16 protein-coding genes and 1 tRNA gene are annotated in these 18,745 nt (G+C 65.8%); 9 read left to right on the forward strand and 8 right to left on the reverse strand.

Features of this window, described 5'->3' with window-relative positions; translation table 11 throughout:
* The first annotated feature begins 57 nt into the window (after positions 1-57).
* The 5 genes from CLU88_RS02645 to CLU88_RS02665 all read left to right on the forward strand — a co-directional run bounded on the left by CLU88_RS02645 (position 58) and on the right by CLU88_RS02665 (position 3,655).
* Complete coding sequence (locus tag CLU88_RS02645; RefSeq protein WP_099655270.1) at positions 58-525, forward strand: GNAT family N-acetyltransferase; 468 nt, start codon at positions 58-60, stop codon at positions 523-525.
* A 179-nt stretch (positions 526-704) separates the two neighbouring features.
* Positions 705-1,637, forward strand: coding sequence for a glutathione S-transferase family protein (locus tag CLU88_RS02650; protein ID WP_099655271.1), 933 nt, complete (start codon positions 705-707; stop codon positions 1,635-1,637).
* 170 nt (positions 1,638-1,807) lie between these two features.
* Positions 1,808-2,716 carry an SDR family oxidoreductase gene (locus CLU88_RS02655; RefSeq protein ID WP_099655272.1) on the forward strand — a complete coding sequence of 303 codons (909 nt, stop codon included), beginning with the start codon at positions 1,808-1,810 and terminating at the stop codon, positions 2,714-2,716.
* Between the two features lie 101 nt (positions 2,717-2,817).
* Complete coding sequence (locus CLU88_RS02660; RefSeq protein ID WP_233205354.1) at positions 2,818-3,366, forward strand: methylated-DNA--[protein]-cysteine S-methyltransferase; 549 nt, start codon at positions 2,818-2,820, stop codon at positions 3,364-3,366.
* 94 nt (positions 3,367-3,460) lie between these two features.
* A complete protein-coding gene (locus tag CLU88_RS02665; protein ID WP_099655274.1) occupies positions 3,461-3,655 on the forward strand; it encodes a hypothetical protein in 195 nt (64 codons plus the stop codon).
* A gap of 358 nt (positions 3,656-4,013) precedes the next feature.
* On the opposite strand, the gene CLU88_RS02670 is transcribed toward CLU88_RS02665, so the two are convergent.
* The 7 genes from CLU88_RS02670 to gabT form a co-directional block, all read right to left on the reverse strand.
* A tRNA-Gly gene (locus CLU88_RS02670) sits at positions 4,014-4,087 on the reverse strand.
* A 68-nt stretch (positions 4,088-4,155) separates the two neighbouring features.
* Positions 4,156-5,646, reverse strand: a complete 1,491-nt coding sequence (locus CLU88_RS02675; protein WP_099655275.1) for an NAD-dependent succinate-semialdehyde dehydrogenase — start codon at positions 5,644-5,646, stop codon at positions 4,156-4,158.
* A gap of 270 nt (positions 5,647-5,916) precedes the next feature.
* Positions 5,917-6,735 (reverse strand): ABC transporter permease, encoded by an 819-nt coding sequence (locus CLU88_RS02680; RefSeq protein WP_099655276.1) that lies wholly within the window; start codon positions 6,733-6,735, stop codon positions 5,917-5,919.
* Positions 6,736-6,777: 42 nt separating this feature from the next.
* The gene (locus tag CLU88_RS02685; RefSeq protein ID WP_099655277.1) at positions 6,778-8,040 is read right to left on the reverse strand and encodes an ABC transporter permease; all 1,263 of its coding nucleotides are present in this window, start codon (positions 8,038-8,040) and stop codon (positions 6,778-6,780) included.
* Between the two features lie 106 nt (positions 8,041-8,146).
* Positions 8,147-9,178 carry an ABC transporter substrate-binding protein gene (locus CLU88_RS02690; RefSeq protein WP_099655278.1) on the reverse strand — a complete coding sequence of 344 codons (1,032 nt, stop codon included), beginning with the start codon at positions 9,176-9,178 and terminating at the stop codon, positions 8,147-8,149.
* 67 nt (positions 9,179-9,245) lie between these two features.
* Positions 9,246-10,343 carry an ABC transporter ATP-binding protein gene (locus CLU88_RS02695; RefSeq protein WP_099655279.1) on the reverse strand — a complete coding sequence of 366 codons (1,098 nt, stop codon included), beginning with the start codon at positions 10,341-10,343 and terminating at the stop codon, positions 9,246-9,248.
* A 32-nt stretch (positions 10,344-10,375) separates the two neighbouring features.
* Positions 10,376-11,668 carry a 4-aminobutyrate--2-oxoglutarate transaminase gene (gabT, locus tag CLU88_RS02700; protein WP_099655280.1) on the reverse strand — a complete coding sequence of 431 codons (1,293 nt, stop codon included), beginning with the start codon at positions 11,666-11,668 and terminating at the stop codon, positions 10,376-10,378.
* 208 nt (positions 11,669-11,876) lie between these two features.
* Between gabT and CLU88_RS02705 the strand changes: the two genes are divergently transcribed.
* On the forward strand, positions 11,877-13,295 hold the full coding sequence (locus tag CLU88_RS02705; RefSeq protein WP_099655281.1) for a PLP-dependent aminotransferase family protein: 1,419 nt from the start codon (positions 11,877-11,879) through the stop codon (positions 13,293-13,295).
* A gap of 78 nt (positions 13,296-13,373) precedes the next feature.
* On the opposite strand, the gene CLU88_RS02710 is transcribed toward CLU88_RS02705, so the two are convergent.
* Positions 13,374-14,738: a CitMHS family transporter gene (locus CLU88_RS02710; RefSeq protein ID WP_099655282.1), complete on the reverse strand. Its 1,365-nt coding sequence runs from the start codon at positions 14,736-14,738 to the stop codon at positions 13,374-13,376.
* Between the two features lie 325 nt (positions 14,739-15,063).
* On the opposite strand from CLU88_RS02710, the gene CLU88_RS02715 reads away from it, so the two are divergent.
* Genes CLU88_RS02715 through CLU88_RS02725 form a run of 3 tightly spaced genes read left to right on the forward strand, consistent with a single transcriptional unit; the run spans position 15,064 to position 18,723 of the window.
* Positions 15,064-15,867, forward strand: a complete 804-nt coding sequence (locus CLU88_RS02715; RefSeq protein ID WP_099655283.1) for a response regulator transcription factor — start codon at positions 15,064-15,066, stop codon at positions 15,865-15,867.
* Positions 15,800-17,461, forward strand: coding sequence for a sensor histidine kinase (locus CLU88_RS02720; protein ID WP_199173404.1), 1,662 nt, complete (start codon positions 15,800-15,802; stop codon positions 17,459-17,461). The genes CLU88_RS02715 and CLU88_RS02720 overlap by 68 nt, the downstream gene beginning before the upstream one ends.
* Positions 17,458-18,723 (forward strand): ABC transporter substrate-binding protein, encoded by a 1,266-nt coding sequence (locus CLU88_RS02725; protein WP_199173405.1) that lies wholly within the window; start codon positions 17,458-17,460, stop codon positions 18,721-18,723. Before CLU88_RS02720 ends, CLU88_RS02725 begins: the two co-directional genes overlap by 4 nt.
* Positions 18,724-18,745 lie beyond the last annotated feature (22 nt).

Raw genomic sequence — 18,745 nt, forward strand, 5'->3', positions numbered from 1 at the left:
CTGGGCCGCGCCAGTTGCGCAGTGCGTGCCCCATGAAGAGCACGAGGGAGCGCCGCAATGAAGTTGAGCTGGACCTGGGCCCGCTTTGACGACCTGGGCGTGCACGCGCTGCACGATGCGCTGGCCCTGCGCTGCAAGGTGTTCATCCTGGAGCAGGGACCCTACCAGGACCCTGATGGCGCCGACAAGCAGTCGTGGCACCTGCTAGGCTATGACGGTGCGGGGGCCTTGCATGCCTGCCTGCGCGTGGTGGACCCGGGTGTGAACTACCCCGAGCCCTCGATTGGCCGCGTGGTGACTGCCAAGGAAGCCCGTGGCAACGGCACTGGCCGTGCACTGATGGCCGAGGGTCTGGCCCGTTGCCAGCAGGTGTGGCCGGGCAGGGCGGTGCGCATCAGTGCCCAGGCCCATCTGCAGCGCTTTTACGGCAGCCTGGGCTTTGTTGCCGTGTCGGATGAGTATCTGGAAGATGACATCCCGCACATTGAGATGCTGTGCAGCCCGCCCGGAGGGCTCGCTTATTGAGTCGGCATCTTTGAATTTGAATAATCCGTTCGGGCTGAGCCTGTCGAAGCCCTGCGCGGCGCTTCGACAGGGTCAGCGTGAACGGTTCAAGTTGATTCAAGCCGACTCAATATTCTTCAGCCCCGCATTCGCGGGCACTGCGGTGGTTTTGTTGCGTTTGTTGCCAAGGAGCGTTCACCATGTCTGCCCTGATCCTTCACCACTACCCCACCTCGCCCTTCGCGCAGAAGATCCGTTCGGTGTTGGGCTTCAAGCAACTGGCCTGGAAGTCCGTCATCATCCCCAGCGTCAGCCCCAAGCCGGATCTGGTGGCGCTGACGGGCGGGTATCGCAAAACGCCGGTGCTGCAGGTGGGGGCCGACATTTACTGCGACACCGCCCTGATCTGCGACGTGCTGGAGCACACCCAGCCCGAGCCCGTGCTGTACCCGCCGCACCTCAAGGGCGTGGCGCGTGTGTTTGCGCAGTGGGCCGATACCACGCTGTTCTGGGCGTCCATGGCCTACAACCTGCAGCCCAAGGGCGCGGCCATGCTGTTTGCCAACCTGCCACCAGCGGCTGCCCAGGCCTTTACCGAAGACCGCAAGGCCATGGGTGCGGGCATGCAGCGCCACCGCCCGCAGGATGCCGCCGGGGCGTATCGCTCCTACCTGCGCCGCATCGCGCACATGGCCGAGGAGCACGACTTTTTGTTTGGCGCAGAGCCCTGCGTGGCCGACTTTGCCGCCTACCACCCGCTGTGGTTCACGCGCCGCGTGGTGCCGCTGATGGACGACATCTTCAACGCCACGCCCGCCGTGCTCGAATGGATGGACCGCATCGAAGCCCTGGGCCAGGGCCGCATGGAGAAGTTCAGTGCGGCGGATGCCATCACCGTGGCCGCCGGGGCCGAGCCCTTGCCGCTGCTGGACGATGTGTTTCAGGACGAGCATGGCATTGCCCTGGGCTCCCAGGTGCACATCGCTGCCGAGAGTTTTGGCACCGAAGTGACCGAGGGCGAGCTGATCGCAGCCACCCGCACCCGCTACACCCTGCGCCGCACCGACCCGCGCGCAGGGGTGGTGCATGTGCACTTTCCGCGCATTGGTTATGTTTTAAGAGCATCCCCCTGAGCGGCTGCGCCGCTTCCCCCTTCCCGAATTGCTGGCGCAATTCGGGAAGGGGGACGACGCCCTCGCTGCGGGGCGGCGCGGCCGGCCAGGCCCTTGCTCGGCGTCTCTGGCCCAGGCCTCGCCAGTTTCGACCGACGCTGTAGATACCAACTATTTCAAGGAGACAAAACATGATCGACAACTTTGCAGGCAAGACCGCCGTCCTCACCGGCGCAGGCTCGGGCTTTGGGCTGGAGTGCGCCCGCATTGGCGCCCGCCTGGGCATGAACCTGGTGCTGGTCGATGTGCAGCAAGACGCGCTGGACGCTGCCGCGGCCGAGATGCAGGCCGCAGGCGCCCAGGTGCTGGCCCGCAAGGTCGATGTGTCCAACGCCGCGCAGATGGAACAACTGGCCGCAGACGTGCTGCAGCGCTTTGGCGCGCCGCACCTGGTCTTCAACAACGCGGGCGTGGGCGCGGGTGGGCTGGTGTGGGAGAACTCCGTCAAGGACTGGGAATGGGTGCTGGGCGTGAACCTGTGGGGCGTGGTGCATGGCGTGCGCCTGTTCACGCCCATGATGTTGGCCGCTGCGCAGGCCGACCCGGCCTGGCGTGGCCACATCGTCAACACCGCCAGCATGGCGGGCTTGCTCGACGCCCCCAACATGGGCATTTACAACGTCAGCAAGCACGCCGTGGTGGCGCTGTCAGAGACGCTGTACCAGGATTTGTCGCTGGTCACCGACCAGGTCAGCGCCAGCGTGCTGTGCCCGTTTTTTGTGCCCACGGGCATCAACCAGAGCCACCGCAACCGCCCCGGCGAGCTGGCGGCCGACAAGCCCACCCAGAGCCAGCTCATCGGTCAGGCCATGAGCGACAAGGCCGTGGGCAGTGGCAAGGTGACGGCGGCCGAGGTGGCGCAAAAGGTGTTTGACGCCGCCGCCCAGGGCCAGTTCTACATCTACAGCCACCCCAAGGCCCTGGCCTCGGTACAGACGCGCATGGAAGACATCGTGCTGGGCCGCAACCCCACCGACCCCTTTGCGGGCAAGCCCGAGGTGGGCGCCCAGCTGCGCGCAGCCTTGCGCAGCGGCGGTTGATCCAGTGGCCAGGTGTTTTGTGCATTCAATGTGCCGCTGGCGCTTGATATGAAAGCGCTGGCAGCTATAAATGTGATAGCAATACGATGGAGTGCAATGCGGTGAATCCTGCCCTGGGTTACGCCTTGTTTGACACTGCTTTAGGCCGCTGCGGGTTGGCCTGGGGCGCTGCGGGCTTGCGTGCCGTGCAACTGCCCGAGGTGGACGATGCCGCCACCGTGGCCCGGCTGCTGCGCGCCAGCGGCCCGTGCGATGCGGCGGCGCCCACGGCAGAAGCGGTGGCGGCCATCCAAGGCATCCAGGCGTTGCTGCAAGGCCAGCCGCTGGATTTGTGCGAGGTGCGGCTGGACATGGCGCACCTGTCGGAGTTCCATCAGCGCGTCTACGCCCTCACGCGGGCCATTGCACCGGGGCAGGTGCGCACCTATGGCGACATGGCACAGGCGCTGGGCGGCAAAGGCCTGGCCCGCGCCGTGGGGCAAGCCCTGGGGCTGAACCCCTTTGCGCCCGTGGTGCCTTGCCACCGGGTGCTGGCTGCGGGGTTCCATGCCGGGGGCTTTTCCGCCAACGGCGGGGCCCAGACCAAGCTGCGCATGCTGCAGATCGAAGGCGCGCGCTGGGGCGAAACGCAGTCGTTGCCAGGGTTTTGAGGGGCACGGTTGGGGTGTTGCAAAACACCGTCACCGCACCGATGCCGGGCGCCTGGCTGCGCCATACTGGTGGTCCATTTGACGGAGAGACACCATGAGCCAAGACCCGAACATCACCCTGGCGCGCGGCCTGTACAACGCGTGCACCCTGGCCACCGCGCAAATCCGCGAGGCGCAGAGCCTGGCCAAGGAAATCTTTCCGGGGGGCGAGGCTTCGCGGGCCGAGGTGCTGGGCATCGCACAAATCATTGCCACCAACTACGCAGCCCAGTTGGGCAACAAGTCTTGAGCGGCATTGCCTCAGGCCTGGACTGATCCTCACGAAACCCCACACGCCCACCCGCGCAAAAAAACAGCCCGCACGAAGCGGGCTGCAAAGTTTTACCCCCTACCAAAAGCACATGGGTTGTGGCCAGCTGCTGCGTGAGCAGCGCAGTGGCTTGCCGCCGTCCATGTGTTTCCAATGTAAGCCGCAGCCCCGGCATCGCCAAGGAACAAGATGGGCTATGCATAGACGGTTTGTGCATACCGCATGGGCATGCCAAAGCGTGGTCTGGGCAGAGGGCTTTGGCGTTGATGGACGCGCCAACAAAAAAGCCTGATGGCGCGGGGCACATCAGGCTTCATCGGAATTTTGGGGAATCTGTTGGAGCGGGTGAAGGGAATCGAACCCTCGTATGAAGCTTGGGAAGCTGCCGTTCTACCATTGAACTACACCCGCACAGCCCGCCATTATAGGCATGTCTGCGGCGCCTACCGATCAGGCGCCTCAGGCGCTGCGCGCCAGCCTTATTTCTGGATGTCGCCCAGGCACAGGTACTTGATCTCCACGTAGTCGTCCATGCCGTAGTGCGAGCCTTCGCGCCCCAGGCCGGATTGTTTGACGCCGCCAAACGGCACATGCTCGGTGGCCAGGATGCCCACGTTGATGCCGACCATGCCGTACTCCAGCGCTTCGCCCACGCGGAAGATACGGCCCACATCGCGGCTGTAGAAGTAGCTGGCCAGGCCAAACTCGGTGGCGTTGGCGGCGTCGATGGCTTCTTGCTCGGTCTTGAATTTGAAGACAGGGGCGAAGGGTCCAAAGGTTTCCTCGCGGGCGCACAGCATGTCGGCCGTGGCGTTGGCCACCACGGTGGGCTCAAAGAACTGGCCCGAGCCCAGCAGGGTCAGGCGCTGGCCTCCGGCCACCACCTGGCCGCCCTTGGCCAGCGCGTCATCCACATGGCGCTGCACCTTTTCAAGCGCTGCTTCTTCGATCAGCGGGCCTTGGTTCACGCCGTCTTCAAAGCCGTTGCCCACCTTGGCCGTCTTGACCTTGGCGGCGAACTTGGCGACAAACTGGTCGTACACGCCTTCTTGCACGTAGAAGCGGTTGGTGCACACGCAGGTCTGGCCTGCATTGCGGTATTTGCTGGCAAAGGCGCCTTCCACGGCGCTGTCGATGTCTGCATCGTCAAACACGATGAAGGGCGCATTGCCGCCCAGCTCCAGCGACATTTTCTTGACGGTGGGGGCCGACTGCGCCATCAGGATGCGACCCACTTCGGTTGAGCCTGTGAAGCTGATGTGGCGCACCACGTCGCTCGCGCAGAGCACCTTGCCGATGGCAATCGAGTTGGCGCTGTCGGCGCTCAAAATATTGAGCACCCCGGCCGGAATGCCTGCACGCAGGGCCAGCTCGGCCGCCGCTAGGGCGGTGAGGGGCGTCAGCTCGGCGGGCTTGATGACCACAGGGCAGCCTGCCGCCAGCGCAGGCGCGACTTTGCGGGTGATCATGGCCAGCGGAAAGTTCCATGGTGTGATGGCCGCACACACGCCAATGGGCTGCTTGAGCACCAGCAGGCGCCGGTTGTTGTCAAACTGCGGCAGCGTCTCGCCGTTGACACGCTTGGCTTCTTCGGCAAACCACTCCACAAAGCTGGCGCCGTAGGCCACTTCACCCTTGGCTTCGGCAAAGGGCTTGCCTTGCTCGGCGGTCATGATGCGGGCCAGGTCGTCCTGGTGGGCCATGAGCAGGTCAAACCATTTGCGCAGGATGGCGCTGCGCTCCTTGGCGGTCTTGGTCTTCCAGGGGCCCCAGGCGGCGTTGGCGGCGGCAATGGCGGCCTCGGCGTCTTGCGGGCCCAGGTTGGCCACATCGGCCAGCTTCAGGCCGGTGGCGGGGTCGTTCACATCAAAGCGGCTGCTGCCTGCCAGCCATTGGCCGTTGACCAGGGCATCGGTCTTGAACAGGCTGGGGTCGTTGAGCAGAGAAAGGGGGGAGGTCTTCATGTCCATGGGATGCGTCCGGGTGAAGAAAAAATGGGAGGGGGTTGAGGAAGAAGCTAACACGCGTTGCCGCTGAGTCTCTTTGCAATGTGGCGTTGGTGGCGTGGTTTCAGGTCAGTTTTCAAGAGTGCTGCGTTCGTTCATGGCGCATGCAACTGGCGAGGCCCAGGCGAGGGCAGCCGCGCAAGGGCCGCCCCGCCGCGCTGGCTGCGTCCCCCTGCCCGCATTGCGCAGCAATGCGAGAGCGGGGGGAAGGCGCGAAGCGACTCAGGGGGGCCATCATGCCCTTCGTCCGCGCAGCCACTCCAGCGCCAGTAGCAAGGCTGTGGTGAACAGGATCAGTAGCGTGGCCACAGCCGCAATGGTGGGCGAGATGTTTTCGCGGATGCCATTGAACATCTGCCGCGGCAGGGTGGATTGGTCGGCACCCGCCAGGAAGAGGGTGACCACCACTTCGTCGAACGAGGTGGCAAACGCGAACAGCGCCCCAGAGATCACGCCCGGTGCAATCACCGGCAGCGTGATGCGAAAGAAGGTGTTGAACGGCGTCTCGCCCAGGCTCAGGGAGGCGCGCACCAGGTTGTGGTTGAAGCCCGCCAGCGTGGCCAGCACGGTGGTCAGCACAAAAGGGGCCCCCAGGGCGGCGTGCACCACGATGAGACCAAAGTAGCTGTCGGCCAGGCCCAGCGGCGCAAAGTACAGGTAGGTGGCCACGCCCACCACGATGATGGGTACCACCATCGGTGCAATCAGGATGCCCATGATCAGGCCCTTGAAGCGGAAGTCCGACCGCGATAGCCCCACGGCCGCCAGCGTGCCCAGCACCGTGGCAATCAGCGTAGCGGCCGGGGCCACGATAAAGCTGTTGCGCGTGGCGCGGGCCCATTCGGGCGATTCGAACAGGTGCTGGTACCACTTGAGCGACCAGCCGTGGATGGGGTAGGCCAGGAACGAACTCTCGGAGAACGACAGCGGCACCATCACCAGGATAGGGGCCAGCAGATAGGCCAGCACTGCCACACACAGCGCGCGCACGGCCCACCAGCCGAGCTTGTCGAGCCAGGTAGCGTAGAGGGGAAATTGGGGGAGGCGAAACATGGTCAGGGCCTTTATTCAGCGCGGGTATTGCTCAGGTCTCGTTCAGCCTAGGCTTAGCTCGGCCTTGCCGATGCGGCGGTACACGCCATACAGCACCAGCGTGGCGGTGAGCAGCAGCGCGCCCAGTGCGCAGGCCATGCCCCAGTTGATTTCCACATTCGTGTAGCGGGCGATGTAGTAGCTCAGCATCTGGTCGTCGGCACCGCCGAGCAGGGCCGGGGTGACGTAGTAGCCAATCGACAAAATGAACACCAGCAGCGCACCGGCACCCACGCCGGGGTAGGTTTGCGGCACATACACGCGAAAGAACGCGGCGATGGGCGAGCTGCCCAGCGAAACGGCCGCGCGCAGGTAGGTGGGCGGCACGCTTTTCATCACGCTGTACAGCGGCAAAATCATGAAGGGCAGCAGGATGTGCACCATGGCAATCACCACGCCCGTGCGGTTGAACAGCAGTGCCAGGGGCTCGTTGATGACGCCCAAGCCCATCAGCCCCCGGTTGACCAGGCCTTCAGACTGCAGCAGCACGATCCAGGCGGCCACCCGCACGAGGATGGACGTCCAGAACGGCACCAGCACCAGAATCATCAGCACATTGGCCGAGCGCGCAGGCAGCGTGGCCAGCCACCAGGCCAGCGGGTAGGCCAGCAGCAGGCAAATCACGGTGACCACCAGGCTGATGTGGAAGGTGCGCAGCAAGATGCCGCCAAAGGCACGTTGCTCTTCGGGCATGCGCTCGACTTGGCCTTGCGCGTCGCGCTGCAGGTCGACAGAGGCGAGCAGATAGTCGGGCGTCCAGCGGGCGCCGTTTTTGGCAATGGCTTGCCACAGCGGGGCTTCGGCCCAGCGGGCGTCTTTTTCAATCAACTGGGCACGGATGGCGTCGGGGCTGCCCTCCATCGGCAAGGCCCGGTAGGCCCCCATGATGAGCGAGCGTGCGCCGGGCAGATCGGTGTTGAGCCTGCGGGCCAGGGCCCCGGCGTCCGAGCTGTCGGGCAGGTGGCCCAGGTCTGCCATCAGTGCGGCATAGGCATTGGCTGCAGGGGCTTCCTTGCGGTCCCAGCCGTCCAGGGCGCGCACGGTGGCGGGCAGGGCGTTGGCTACCTCGGGGTTTTCCACGGCGCGTTGCAGCAGTGCCACGATGGGCACCAGCAGCGTGAGCAGCAGGAACACCAACAGCGGCAGTGTCAGCGCAAAGGCGCGCCATTTGCGCCGAGCTTCTGCACGGGCCAAGGCCTGGCGCAAGGCGCCGTGGGCTTCGCCAGAAGATGCACTGAGGGGAGGGGAGGCCAGGGTGGCTTGCATGGTGTCTTGCTCTCTGCGTTCCGATAACAGGGCCTGCGCCTGCTGCGCTGGTTCAACGGCCCGTGGTGGCCGAAGACTTCATCTCAGCAGGCGCAGGCTGGGTGCCTTACTGCGTGGCCCAGGCGGCAAAGCGCTTCTCCAGCGCCTCGCCTTGGTCCGCCCAGAAGCCCACGCTGAACTGCAGGGCTTCTTTGGCGTTGGAGGCCGATGTGGGCAGGTCGTCCAGCACCTTCTTGTCCAGTGTGGCCAGAGCCTTGGTGTTGGCTGGACCGTAGGCGATGTTCTGTGCGTAGGCGCCCTGTTGTGGGGTCTGCAGCGTGAAGGCGATGAACTTCACTGCGGCATCCTTGTTGGGCGTGCCCTTGGGGATGGCCCAGTAGTCCAGGTCATAGATGCCGCCGGGCCAGTAGATCTTGAGGTTGCGGCCTTCGCGGTTGGCTGCATCGATGCGGCCGTTGAACACGGTGGTCAGCGCCACATCGCCTGCGACCAAGAACTGGGGCGCCTGGGCACCGGCCTCCCACCACTGGATGTTGGGCTTGAGTTCCGTCAGCTTCTTGAAGGCGCGGTCGGCACCCTCCTTGGTGGCCAGCACCTTGTACACGTCGGCGGGCTTCACGCCATCGGCCAGCAGGGCAAATTCGAGGTTGTAGCGGGCGCCCTTGCGCATGCCGCGCTTGCCTGGGATCTTCTTGGTGTCCCAAAAGTCAGCCCAGCTGGTGGGCGGGGTCTTGAGCTTGTCGCCGTTGTAGGCCATCACGGTGGACCACACGAAGATGCCCACGGCACATTCGTTCACCGCAGCGGGCAGCAGATCGGCCTTGGGCACGATCTTGCTGTAGTCCAGCTTTTCATACAGGCCTTCGTCGCAGCCGCGTGCGGCGTCGGGCGATTCGACTTCCACCACGTCCCAGGTCACCTTCTTGGTCTCGACCATGGCCTTGACCTTGGCTTGCTCGCCGTTGTATTCCACGGCCACGATCTTGTTGCCCTGCTTTTCGTAGGGCTCGTAGAACGCCTTTTTCTGTGCGTTGGCGTTGGCGCCACCAAAGTTCACGACGGTGATCTGCTGCTGCGCCAGGCTGGGCAGGGCGAAGCAGGCGGCCAGTGCGGCACAGGCAATCAGGCTCTTTTTCATGGTGCGTTTTCCTTGAGATAGAAGGAGGTGGACAGGGAACGGGAGACGGGGGGAAACCATGCGCTCGTCAGAGTGCATAGATGCGGGTGGAGACCGAGGGGAACTCCAGCTGCACCTGCTCGCCGAGCTGGGGATGCGGGTTGGCATCGGCACGGGTCAGGGGCAGCTTGACGGTGGCTTGGGCCTGCCCGGGGCCGATGTCGCACATCAGCCGCAGGTGGTCGCCGTAGTAGATGGCGCGCGCCACGGTGGCGGGCACGGTGTTGGGGCCCGTGCTGGCGCCGGGTGGGTGCAGCACGATGCGCTCGGGGCGGATGCTGGCTTCCACCGGTGCGCCTTGCGGGGCCTGGTTCACGTTCACCCCTTGCAGCCACTGGCCGCTGGGCAGCTGCAGCCCGGCTTGTGCGCCCTGGCTTTGCAGCGTGCCGGTGAGCACGGTGCTGTCGCCCACAAAGCCGGCCACAAAGCGGTTGCTGGGGGTCTCGTACAGGCTTTCTACGTCGGCCAGTTGCTGGATGATGCCCTCGTTGAAAACGGCCACGCGGTCGCTCATGGTCAGGGCTTCACCCTGGTCGTGCGTCACGTACACAAAGGTCACGCCCAGCTGGCGGTGCAGTTCTTTGAGCTCAATCTGCATGTGCTCACGCAGTTGCTTGTCGAGCGCACCCAGAGGCTCGTCCATCAGCACCAGCTGGGGATTGAAGACCAGGGCGCGGGCCAGGGCCACGCGCTGCTGCTGGCCGCCCGACAGGCGGGTGGGCAGCCGGTCGGCCATGCCCGACAGGCGCACCATGTCCAGTGCCTTCTTCACGCGCTCGGCCTGCTCTGCCTTGGGCACCTTGCGCACCGTCAGCGGGTAGGCCACGTTCTCGCCCACCGTCAGGTGGGGGAACAGCGCGTAGTTTTGGAACACCATGCCAAAGTTGCGCTTGTGCGGCGGCGTGCCGGTGATCTGTTTGCCGCCGAGCAGGATGTCGCCCGAGGTGGGCGATTCAAACCCCGCCAGCATCATCAGCGTGGTGGTCTTGCCAGAGCCCGAAGGCCCCAGCAGGCTCAGGAACTCGCCGCGCTGGATGTCCAGGTTCAGCGCGCGCACCACCAGCTGTTCGCCGTCGTAGGTTTTTTGCACGCCGCTGAAGCGGACGAGGGGTTCTGCGTGGGTCATGGTGAGGGGGATGCGTTCAAACGGGGGATGGGTCAGCCCACAGCGGCAAAGCTGTCGGCCAGGATGGCCAGGCCTTCGGCGAGCAGTTCGTCAGAGGCCGTCAGAGGCACGAGGATACGGATCACGTTGCCGTAGGTGCCGCACGACAGCAGGATGAGGCCACGCTTGGCGGCTTCGGTCACGACCTTCTTGGTCAGGGCTGCGTCGGGGCGGTGCGGGTCTCCGTTTTCAAACAGTTCAATGGCCACCATGGCGCCCAGGCCGCGCACGTCGCCAATGGCAGGCACCTTGGCGGCCATGTCCTTGAGGCTGCGCACCAGCAGGGCGCCCATGTCCTGGCTGCGGGCCAGCAGGTGTTCCTTTTCAAAGGCTTCGATCACCGCCAGGGCTGCAGCGCAGGCCACGGGGCTGCCGGCGTAGGTGCCGCCCAGGCCGCCAGCCGCAGGTGCGTCGATCACGTCGGCGCGGCCCACCACGCCCGAGAGCGGGAAGCCGCCTGCCAGTGATTTGGCGGTGGTGATCAGGTCCGGGGCCACAGGCCATTGCTCACAAGCAAACCACGTGCCCGTGCGGCCTGCGCCGGTTTGCACTTCGTCAGCAATCAGCAAGATGCCGTAACGGTCTGCAAGCGCCTTGAGGCCGGTGATGAACTCGGGGGGGGCCACATAGAAGCCGCCTTCGCCCTGCACGGGCTCGACGATGAAGGCCGCCACGCGTTCGGGCTCGATGTCGTTCTTGAAGATCAGCTCCACCGAATGCAGCGCCTGCTCCACGCTCACGCCGTGCAGTGCATTGGGGAACAGTGCGTGGTACACCTCGCCCGGGAAGGGGCCAAAGCCCAGCTTGTAGGGCGCGACCTTGCCGGTCAGGCCCAGCGTGAAGTTGGTGCGGCCGTGGTAGCCGCCTGTGAAGGCGATGACGCCAGGGCGGCCGGTGTGCGAGCGGGCGATCTTGATGGCGTTTTCCACGGCCTCTGCGCCCGTGGTGAGCAGCAGGCTCTTCTTGGCAAACGCGCCGGGGGCCAGTGTGTTCAGGCGCTCGCACACTTCCACATAGGGCTCATAGGCCACCACCTGGAAGCAGGTGTGGGTGTACAGCTCCAGTTGGGCTTTCACCGCATCGATCACGCCAGCGTGCAGGTGGCCGGTGTTGAGCACGGCAATCCCGCCCGCAAAGTCGATGAAGCGGCGACCCTCCACGTCCCACAGCTCGGCGTTGCGGGCCTTGTGCACAAAGATCTCGTGGGCCTGGCCCACGCCCCTGGCCACAGCGGCATGGCGGCGGGCGAGGAGGGCGGCGTTGGTGAAGTGGCGGTCTTGTTGCATGGTGTCAGCGGCTTGGTGAAAAGTGGGTGATGAGGGAATGGGGTGAATTCTGAAAGCCGCGCCACCCACCGTCCATGTACACCGCAGCGTAAATTGGCGCGGACTGTGCAGGTCTAAAATGCTGTACAGGCAATCCCTGATTTGGTGTGCGCCAACACGGTGCACAATTCGCCCCCTTTTTTCGTCGGCTCTTCTCTTTGATCGCTTGATGCTCACTCTCAGCCCAGACCTCCAGACACCTCTGGTCAGCCAGATCGTCGATGGGCTGCGTGGCCTTATCGTGGGCCAGGTGCTCAAGCCGGGCAGCAAACTTCCCTCCATCCGCGCGTTTGCGGCGTCGCATGGCGTCAGTGTGTTCACGGTGGTGGAGGCTTACGACCGGCTGGTGGCCCAGGGCTGGCTGGTGTCGCGGGCCAATGCGGGGTTTTTCGTCAAGCGGCGTGGGGACGAGGGGGCTGCACCGGCAGGGGGCGGGCTGGAGCGCCCGGTGCCCCGTTTTGATGCGCGCTGGTACCTCAAGCAAATTTTTGAAAACCGCAACCTGCCGCTCAAGCCCGGTTGTGGCTGGTTGCCGCACGACTGGTTGTTTGGCGACGCCGTGCGGCGCAGCATGCGCCAGCTGTCCTCCGACGGGCCTGAGCTGGACGGCTACGGCTTGCCACATGGCCACATGGCCCTGCGCATGGTGGTGGCTGAATCGCTGGCAGAGCACCACCTGTCGGTGGACGCAGACCAGGTGATGCTGACCCAGGGCTCCAGCCAGGCGCTGGACCTGGTGGCGCGCAAGCTGGTCAAGCCTGGCGATGTGGTGCTGGTGGACGACCCTGGCTACCCCAATCTGACCTTCATGTTGCGCTTTGCTGGCGCGCACACGCTGGGCGTGCCGCGCACGGCTTCGGGCTACGACCTGGTGGCCTTGGAGGCCTTGCTGGCCGAGCACAAGCCCAAGGCTTTCTTCACGCAGCCGCGCCTGCAAAGCCCCACCTGCTCGGTGGCCTCGATGGCGCACCTGCACCGCCTGTTGCAGTTGGCAGAGCAGCACGACTTCATGCTGGTAGAGAACGACATCTACGCCGACATGGACCCCACCTCGCGCCCGTCGCTGGCCAGCCTGGACCAGCTCAACCGCGTGGTGTACGTGGGCAGCTATTCCAAGACCATTTCGCCCAACCTGCGCACGGGCTTTTTGTTGGCCCGGCGCGATTTGCTGGACGAGCTGGTGCAGCTGAAAATGGTGTCGGGTCTGACTTCGTCAGAAATCACCGAGCGCCTGACCTTTGGCGTGGTGACCGATGGGCGCTGGCGCAAGCACCTGAAGTCGCTGCGCGAGCGGCTGGCCGAGGCGCACCAGCAAGTGGGCCGCAAGCTCGACGGGCTGGGCTTTGAGCTGTTCCATGAACCCGAAGCGGGCATGTACCTGTGGGCACGCCACCCCGATTTGCCCGACAGTGCCGAGCTGTCGAAGGAGGCCACGGGCGCGGGCATCATGCTCGGGCCGGGCCAGCTCTTCCTGACCGAATCGCGCCCCACGGGCTGGTTGCGCTTTAACGTGGCCTTCAGCCTGGACGAGCGGCTGTGGAGCTTTCTGGACCAGAGCATGGTGCGCGCGCGCCAGGCTGCGCAGTAGGCTGGCGCAGCGGGCGCTGGGTGGTCCACATGGCCCTGCGCCTGGGCCATGTCTTTCCTCTTTTGACGGCTCAGCGCGTCAAGGGGTTGCAGTAAGTTGCCCCATGAGCGGGAACAGCCCCAGCAGCAGGCACGCCCCCATGAGCGCCAGGCTCACCACCGTGGCCCATTTGAGGCTGAAGCGTTGGTGGTCGCCAAAGTCCACACCCGCCAGTGACACCAGCAGGTAGGTGGAGGGCACCAGTGGGCTGAGCAAGTGCACGGGCTGGCCGATCAGCGAAGCGCGGGCCATTTCCACGGGGCTGATGCCGTAGGCCTGTGCGGCTTCGTTCAAGATGGGCAGCACGCCAAAGTAGAACGCATCGTTGGACATGAAGAACGTGAGCGGCATGCTCAAGAGCGCCGTGATGGTGGGCATGTAGGGGCCCATGCTCTTGGGAATGGCCGCCAGCAGCCCACGCGACATGGCCTCGACCATGCCGGTGCCCGACAGGATGCCGGTGAAGATGCCCGCTGCAAAAATCAGCGCCACCACGGCCAGTGCGTTGGTCGCGTACTCGCTCACCACCTTGCGCTGGTCGGCCACATCGGGGTAGTTGATGACGATGGCCACGGCAAAGCCCATCATGAACAGCACGGGCAAGGGCAGCAGGCCCATGACCAGCGTCACCATCAGCGCGGTGGTCAGGCCCAGGTTCACCCACAGCAGGCGGGGGCGGCGCATGTCGGCGTTCTCCGGGCCTGTGATGGTGGGCAGGTGCTCGCCGGTGGCTTCTTCATCGGCCTCCATGGCGGCGCGGGTGTCGCTTTGCAGCGGCAGGCTCACAGTGCCCAGCCGCTGGCGCTCGCGCAGGCCCAGGTAAACGGAGACCGCCAGCAGCGCCACGATGGCCAGCCCCATGGCCGGAACCATGGGCACAAACACATCAGCCGGGTCCACATGCAGTGCGCTGGCGGCGCGGGCGGTGGGGCCGCCCCAGGGCGTGAGGTTCATGATGCCGCTGGCCACCACGGCCACGCAGGTGAGGCTCAGCGGGTTCATCTTGAGCCGCTTGTACAGCGGCAGCATCGAGGCCACGGTGATCATGTAGGTGGTCGAGCCATCGCCGTCCAGCGAGATCAGCAGTGCCAGCACCGCTGTGCCCACCACGATCTTGAGCGGATCGCCCTTGACCAGCTTGAGGATGACGCCCACCACCGGGTCGAACAGGCCCGCGTGGATCATCACGCCGAAGTACAGGATGGCGAACATCAGCATCACGCCCGTGGGGGCGATCTTGCGGATGCCGTCGAGCATCATGGCCCCCATGGTGGGGGCAAAGCCGCCGATGATGGCAAACACGATGGGGATGCTGATCAAGGCCACCAGGGGCGAAAGCCGCCGGGTCATGATCAGGATCATGAAGGTCAGCACCATGCCGAATCCAAGCAAGGTCAGCAGCATGGCAGGGGTCTCCGAGTGGGTGTCATGGGGTTCCGTTCAAAACGAGAAGAGGGCTGTGGCTGGTTTCCCGCCCTTTTTTGGTGCCGTGGCCGGGCTGCCATGCACGGGGCATGAACGGTGCTCGCCACAGGGGGTGAACCTTAGATTTCCACTCTGTCGTGCGCCTGTCGTGGTGCAGGGGTTTCGTGTATTTACTAATAGGGTAAACCCTTGCACCGCATCGGTGCGTGGAACAATACGGGGCTTTGACCCGGTGGTTTGTCGACTGCCGGTCGCTGGTTTTTTGTTGATGGCAACCGCATCTGCGTGCGGGAGAAGGTTTGAAATGCGCATCCTGCTGGTAGAAGACGACCCCGATCTGGCCGAGGCCGTGGTGCGCCGTTTGCGGCGCCAGGGCCATGCCGTGGACTGGCAGGGCGATGGGCGCAAGGCCTATGAGGTGCTGGGCTACACGCCGTTTGATCTGGTGCTGCTGGACATCGGCCTGCCGGGCATGGATGGGCTGAGCCTGCTGGCCCAGCTGCGCAGGCAGGGCAACAAGACCCCGGTGCTGATGCTCACCGCGCGATCGGACATCGAAGACCGGGTGAATGCGCTGGACGAGGGCGCGGACGACTACCTGGACAAGCCCTTCGATTTCAGGGAGCTGGACGCCCGTTGCCGCGCCTTGCTGCGCCGCCCGCAAGGCCAGGTGGCGGGGCGCTGGGAGGTGGGTGGCCTGGTCATCGACAGCGCAGCGCGCCGGGTGAGCCTGCTGGGGGCCGAGCTGGAGCTGCCGCACCGCGAATACAGCCTGCTCGAAATCCTGGTGGGGCGCCTGGGCCGCGTGGTCAGCAAGGACGACATCGCCAGCCGCTTGTTCAACTTTGACGAGGACGTGGGGCTGAACGCCATCGAGGTGTACGTGGGCCGCCTGCGCAAAAAGCTGGTCGCCAGCGGCCTGCGCATTGCCACCGTGCGCAGCGTGGGCTACCGGGCCGATGTGGTGCCCCAAGAGGCTGTGGCCGATGCAGCGGCCCCTTCCGTTGCTGCCGATGCAGCGGACCTTCCCGTTGCGGCCGATGCAGTGGCTCATAACGCTGCGGCCGATGCCGCAGTGGCGCCTCAACAGCCCCCGCATGGTGCCTGAGGCTTTGCAACCCGCTGCCGTGCGCACGCTGCCTGCCGTGCGGCACACCCTGCTGCGCGCCATTTGCGCGCTGTTTGTGGTGGCCACGGTGGTGTTGTTTGGCGCGGCGCGCAGCTATGGCCAGCGGGCGGCCGATGGGTCTTACGACCATTTGCTCAAGGCGTCCGCCTTGTCGATGGCCGACAGCGTGGCGTTTGCCCAGGGGCAGTGGCAGGTGGATTTGCCCTATGCCGCCCTTGACTTGTTGGCCATGGCGCCGGAAGACCGGGCCTTCTATCGCATTGCCGGGCCCGATGGCAGCACCCTGACGGGCTATGCCGATTTGCCCGCGCCCCTGGCAGGCTTGCCCCGTGAGGCAGGCCCCGCGCAAGCCCAGTTTTTTGACCAGGCCTACCGGGGCGAATCGGTGCGATTTGCCGTGGTGCCCCGTTACATCGCCGGTGGTGCGGGCTCTGGCCTGGTGTGGGTGCAGGTGGGCCAAACGCGCCTGGCGCGCGATGCGCTGGCGGCAGACATCGCCTGGCGCGCCACGGCGGCCATCGTGGCGCTGATGGCGGGCGTGTTTTGCCTGCTGTGGCTGGGCGTGCGGCGGGCGCTGCGCCCCCTGGCGCTGCTGGAGCAAGAGCTGCTGGCGCGCCCCGCATCGGCCCTGCACCCCATGGCCAGCCCCGTGCCGCAAGAGCTGGCCCAGACGGTGCGCGCCCTCAACGGCTTCATGCAGCGCCTGGCGGTCAACCTGGACGCTTTGCGCACCTTCATTGCCGAGGCCGCGCACCAGATGCGCACGCCGCTGGCCGCGCTCATCGCCCAGGCGCAAGAAGGCCTGGACGACGATGACCCCGCCGCCCAGCGCCAAAGCCTGCAAGCGGTGGAGCGCAATGCGCTGCGCCTGCGCCGCTTGCTCAACCAGTTGCTCTCAGACGCCAGCGTGACCCACCAGGGCCACCTGCAGCGGTTTGAGGCCGTGGACCTGCTGGTGCTGCTGCAAGAGGCTCTGCACGACGTGGTGCCGCGTGCCGAACCCCGGCCTGTGGTGCGGCTGTGGTGGCGCTCCAGCGCGTCGCAGGAGAAAGTTTTGCTATTAAATAATGAGCTGCCAGCGCTTATAGATAGAGCGCTAGATGCCGAAATGATCATGGAAATGTCTCTGGCAAGCCACCCCGCAGCCGTGCTGCAGGGCGATGCGCTCATGCTGCGCGAGGCCTTCAAGAACGTGGTGGACAACGCCCTCAAGCACGGCCAGCCCGAGCGCGGCCCGGTGGATGTGACTGTGCAAGGCCAGACCGACCCCGCCAGCGGCCAGCCCCAGTGGTGCGTGGTGGTGGAGGACTGCGGCCCCGGCGTGCCCGAGGCTGAGCAGGCCCGCCTGTTTGAGCGTTTTGCCCGGGGCGCGGGGGCCGCCCCCGGTGGTGCTGGGCTGGGGCTCGCGATTGTGCAACGGGTGGTGCAAGGCCATGGTGGGTGCTTGGATGTAGGCCATCGCGCCGAGGGCGGCTGGCGTGTGGCCATGGCCTTGCCGGTGGATTGGGCGACGGGCAAGGCTCCGGGCTTGGCGCCAGAGCCTGCGGCGATGGATGCGCGGGGGGCGGAATGACTTTGAAAGACATGTCGCCATTGGCCCATGCGCATGCATGGCCCACACTGCCCGCATCGCCCACCCGCCGCCAGGCTTTGCGGGCGGCTGCCGCTGCCGCGCTGGCCGCGGCCTGGGGGCCGGGCAGGGCGCAGACCGCCGGGCCATCCACCAGCCCACCGGCCGTCATGACCCGCTTTGCCGCCACGGCCCGCGAGGCATCGGTGCTGCGCATCGACAGCTCCACCGACACGGCCTTGTTTGCCCCCGCCATCCGCGATTTTCAGCGCCTGTACCCCAGCGTCACGGTGCAATACACCGACCGGCAAAGCCTGGACATCCATGCCCGCGCCCTGGCACTGGCTGGGGCCAGGGGAGCGGCCCCGGCGGTGGACGTGGCCGAGGCGCCCGACCTGCTCATCAGCAGCAGCCCCGACCTGCAGACCCAGCTGGCCAACGACGGGTATGCCTTGTCCCACCAGTCGCCCCAAACCCGCGAGCTGCCCGAGGGCGCCCACTGGCGGCGCGAAGCATTCACGCTGGGGGCCGACGCCGTGGTCATGGCCTACAACCCGCGCCTGTTGAACCCCGCGCTGGCCCCGCGCACCCGGGGGCAGTTGCTGGCTTTGCTGCGCCAAAGCGGTAGCCCGCTGCAGGGGCGCATCGGCACCTACGATGCCCTGCGCAGCGGCCTGGGCTACCTGCTGGCCACGCAAGACTCGCGCTTTGACAGCACGGCCAGCGTGTTGCTGGCGGCCATGGGGGCATCCAAAGCGCGGCTGGGCGACCACATCGAGCCGCTGCTGGACCGGCTGGAGCAGGGCGAGCTGGCGCTGGTCTACAACGTGCCTGCGTCCTATGCCCTGGCGCGCATGGCAGGCGGGTCCAGCCTGCGGGTGATCGTGCCCGAGGACTACACCTTGCTCACCACCCGCGTGGCGCTCATTCCCGCTTCAGCCCGGCACCCCGAGCTGGCCCGCCCGTTTCTGGACTACCTGCTGTCACCCCAGGGGCAGGCCGTGCTGGCACGCGACACGCGGCTGTTGCCCGTGCGCCAGGCCGTGGCCGCAGCGCGCGATGGCCGTGCCCTGGCCTTGCCGGGCCAGCCCGGCCCCTTGCCTGCGGCGGAAGGGGCTGCGCCCAGTGGCAGCGCCTGGCGGCTCTTGTCTCCCGGGCTGGGTTTGCTGGTCTATCTGGACCCCCTCAAGCGGCAGCGGTTTTTGCAGGCCTGGGCGACCAGTCTGGGGGTGCCTGGCGCAGGCCATGGGGCAGGCGAACGGTGAGATAATCGAGGGTTTCGACCCC

Origin of the sequence: Acidovorax sp. 56 (genome assembly GCF_002749705.1) — a bacterium.
GTDB lineage: Bacteria > Pseudomonadota > Gammaproteobacteria > Burkholderiales > Burkholderiaceae_C > Acidovorax.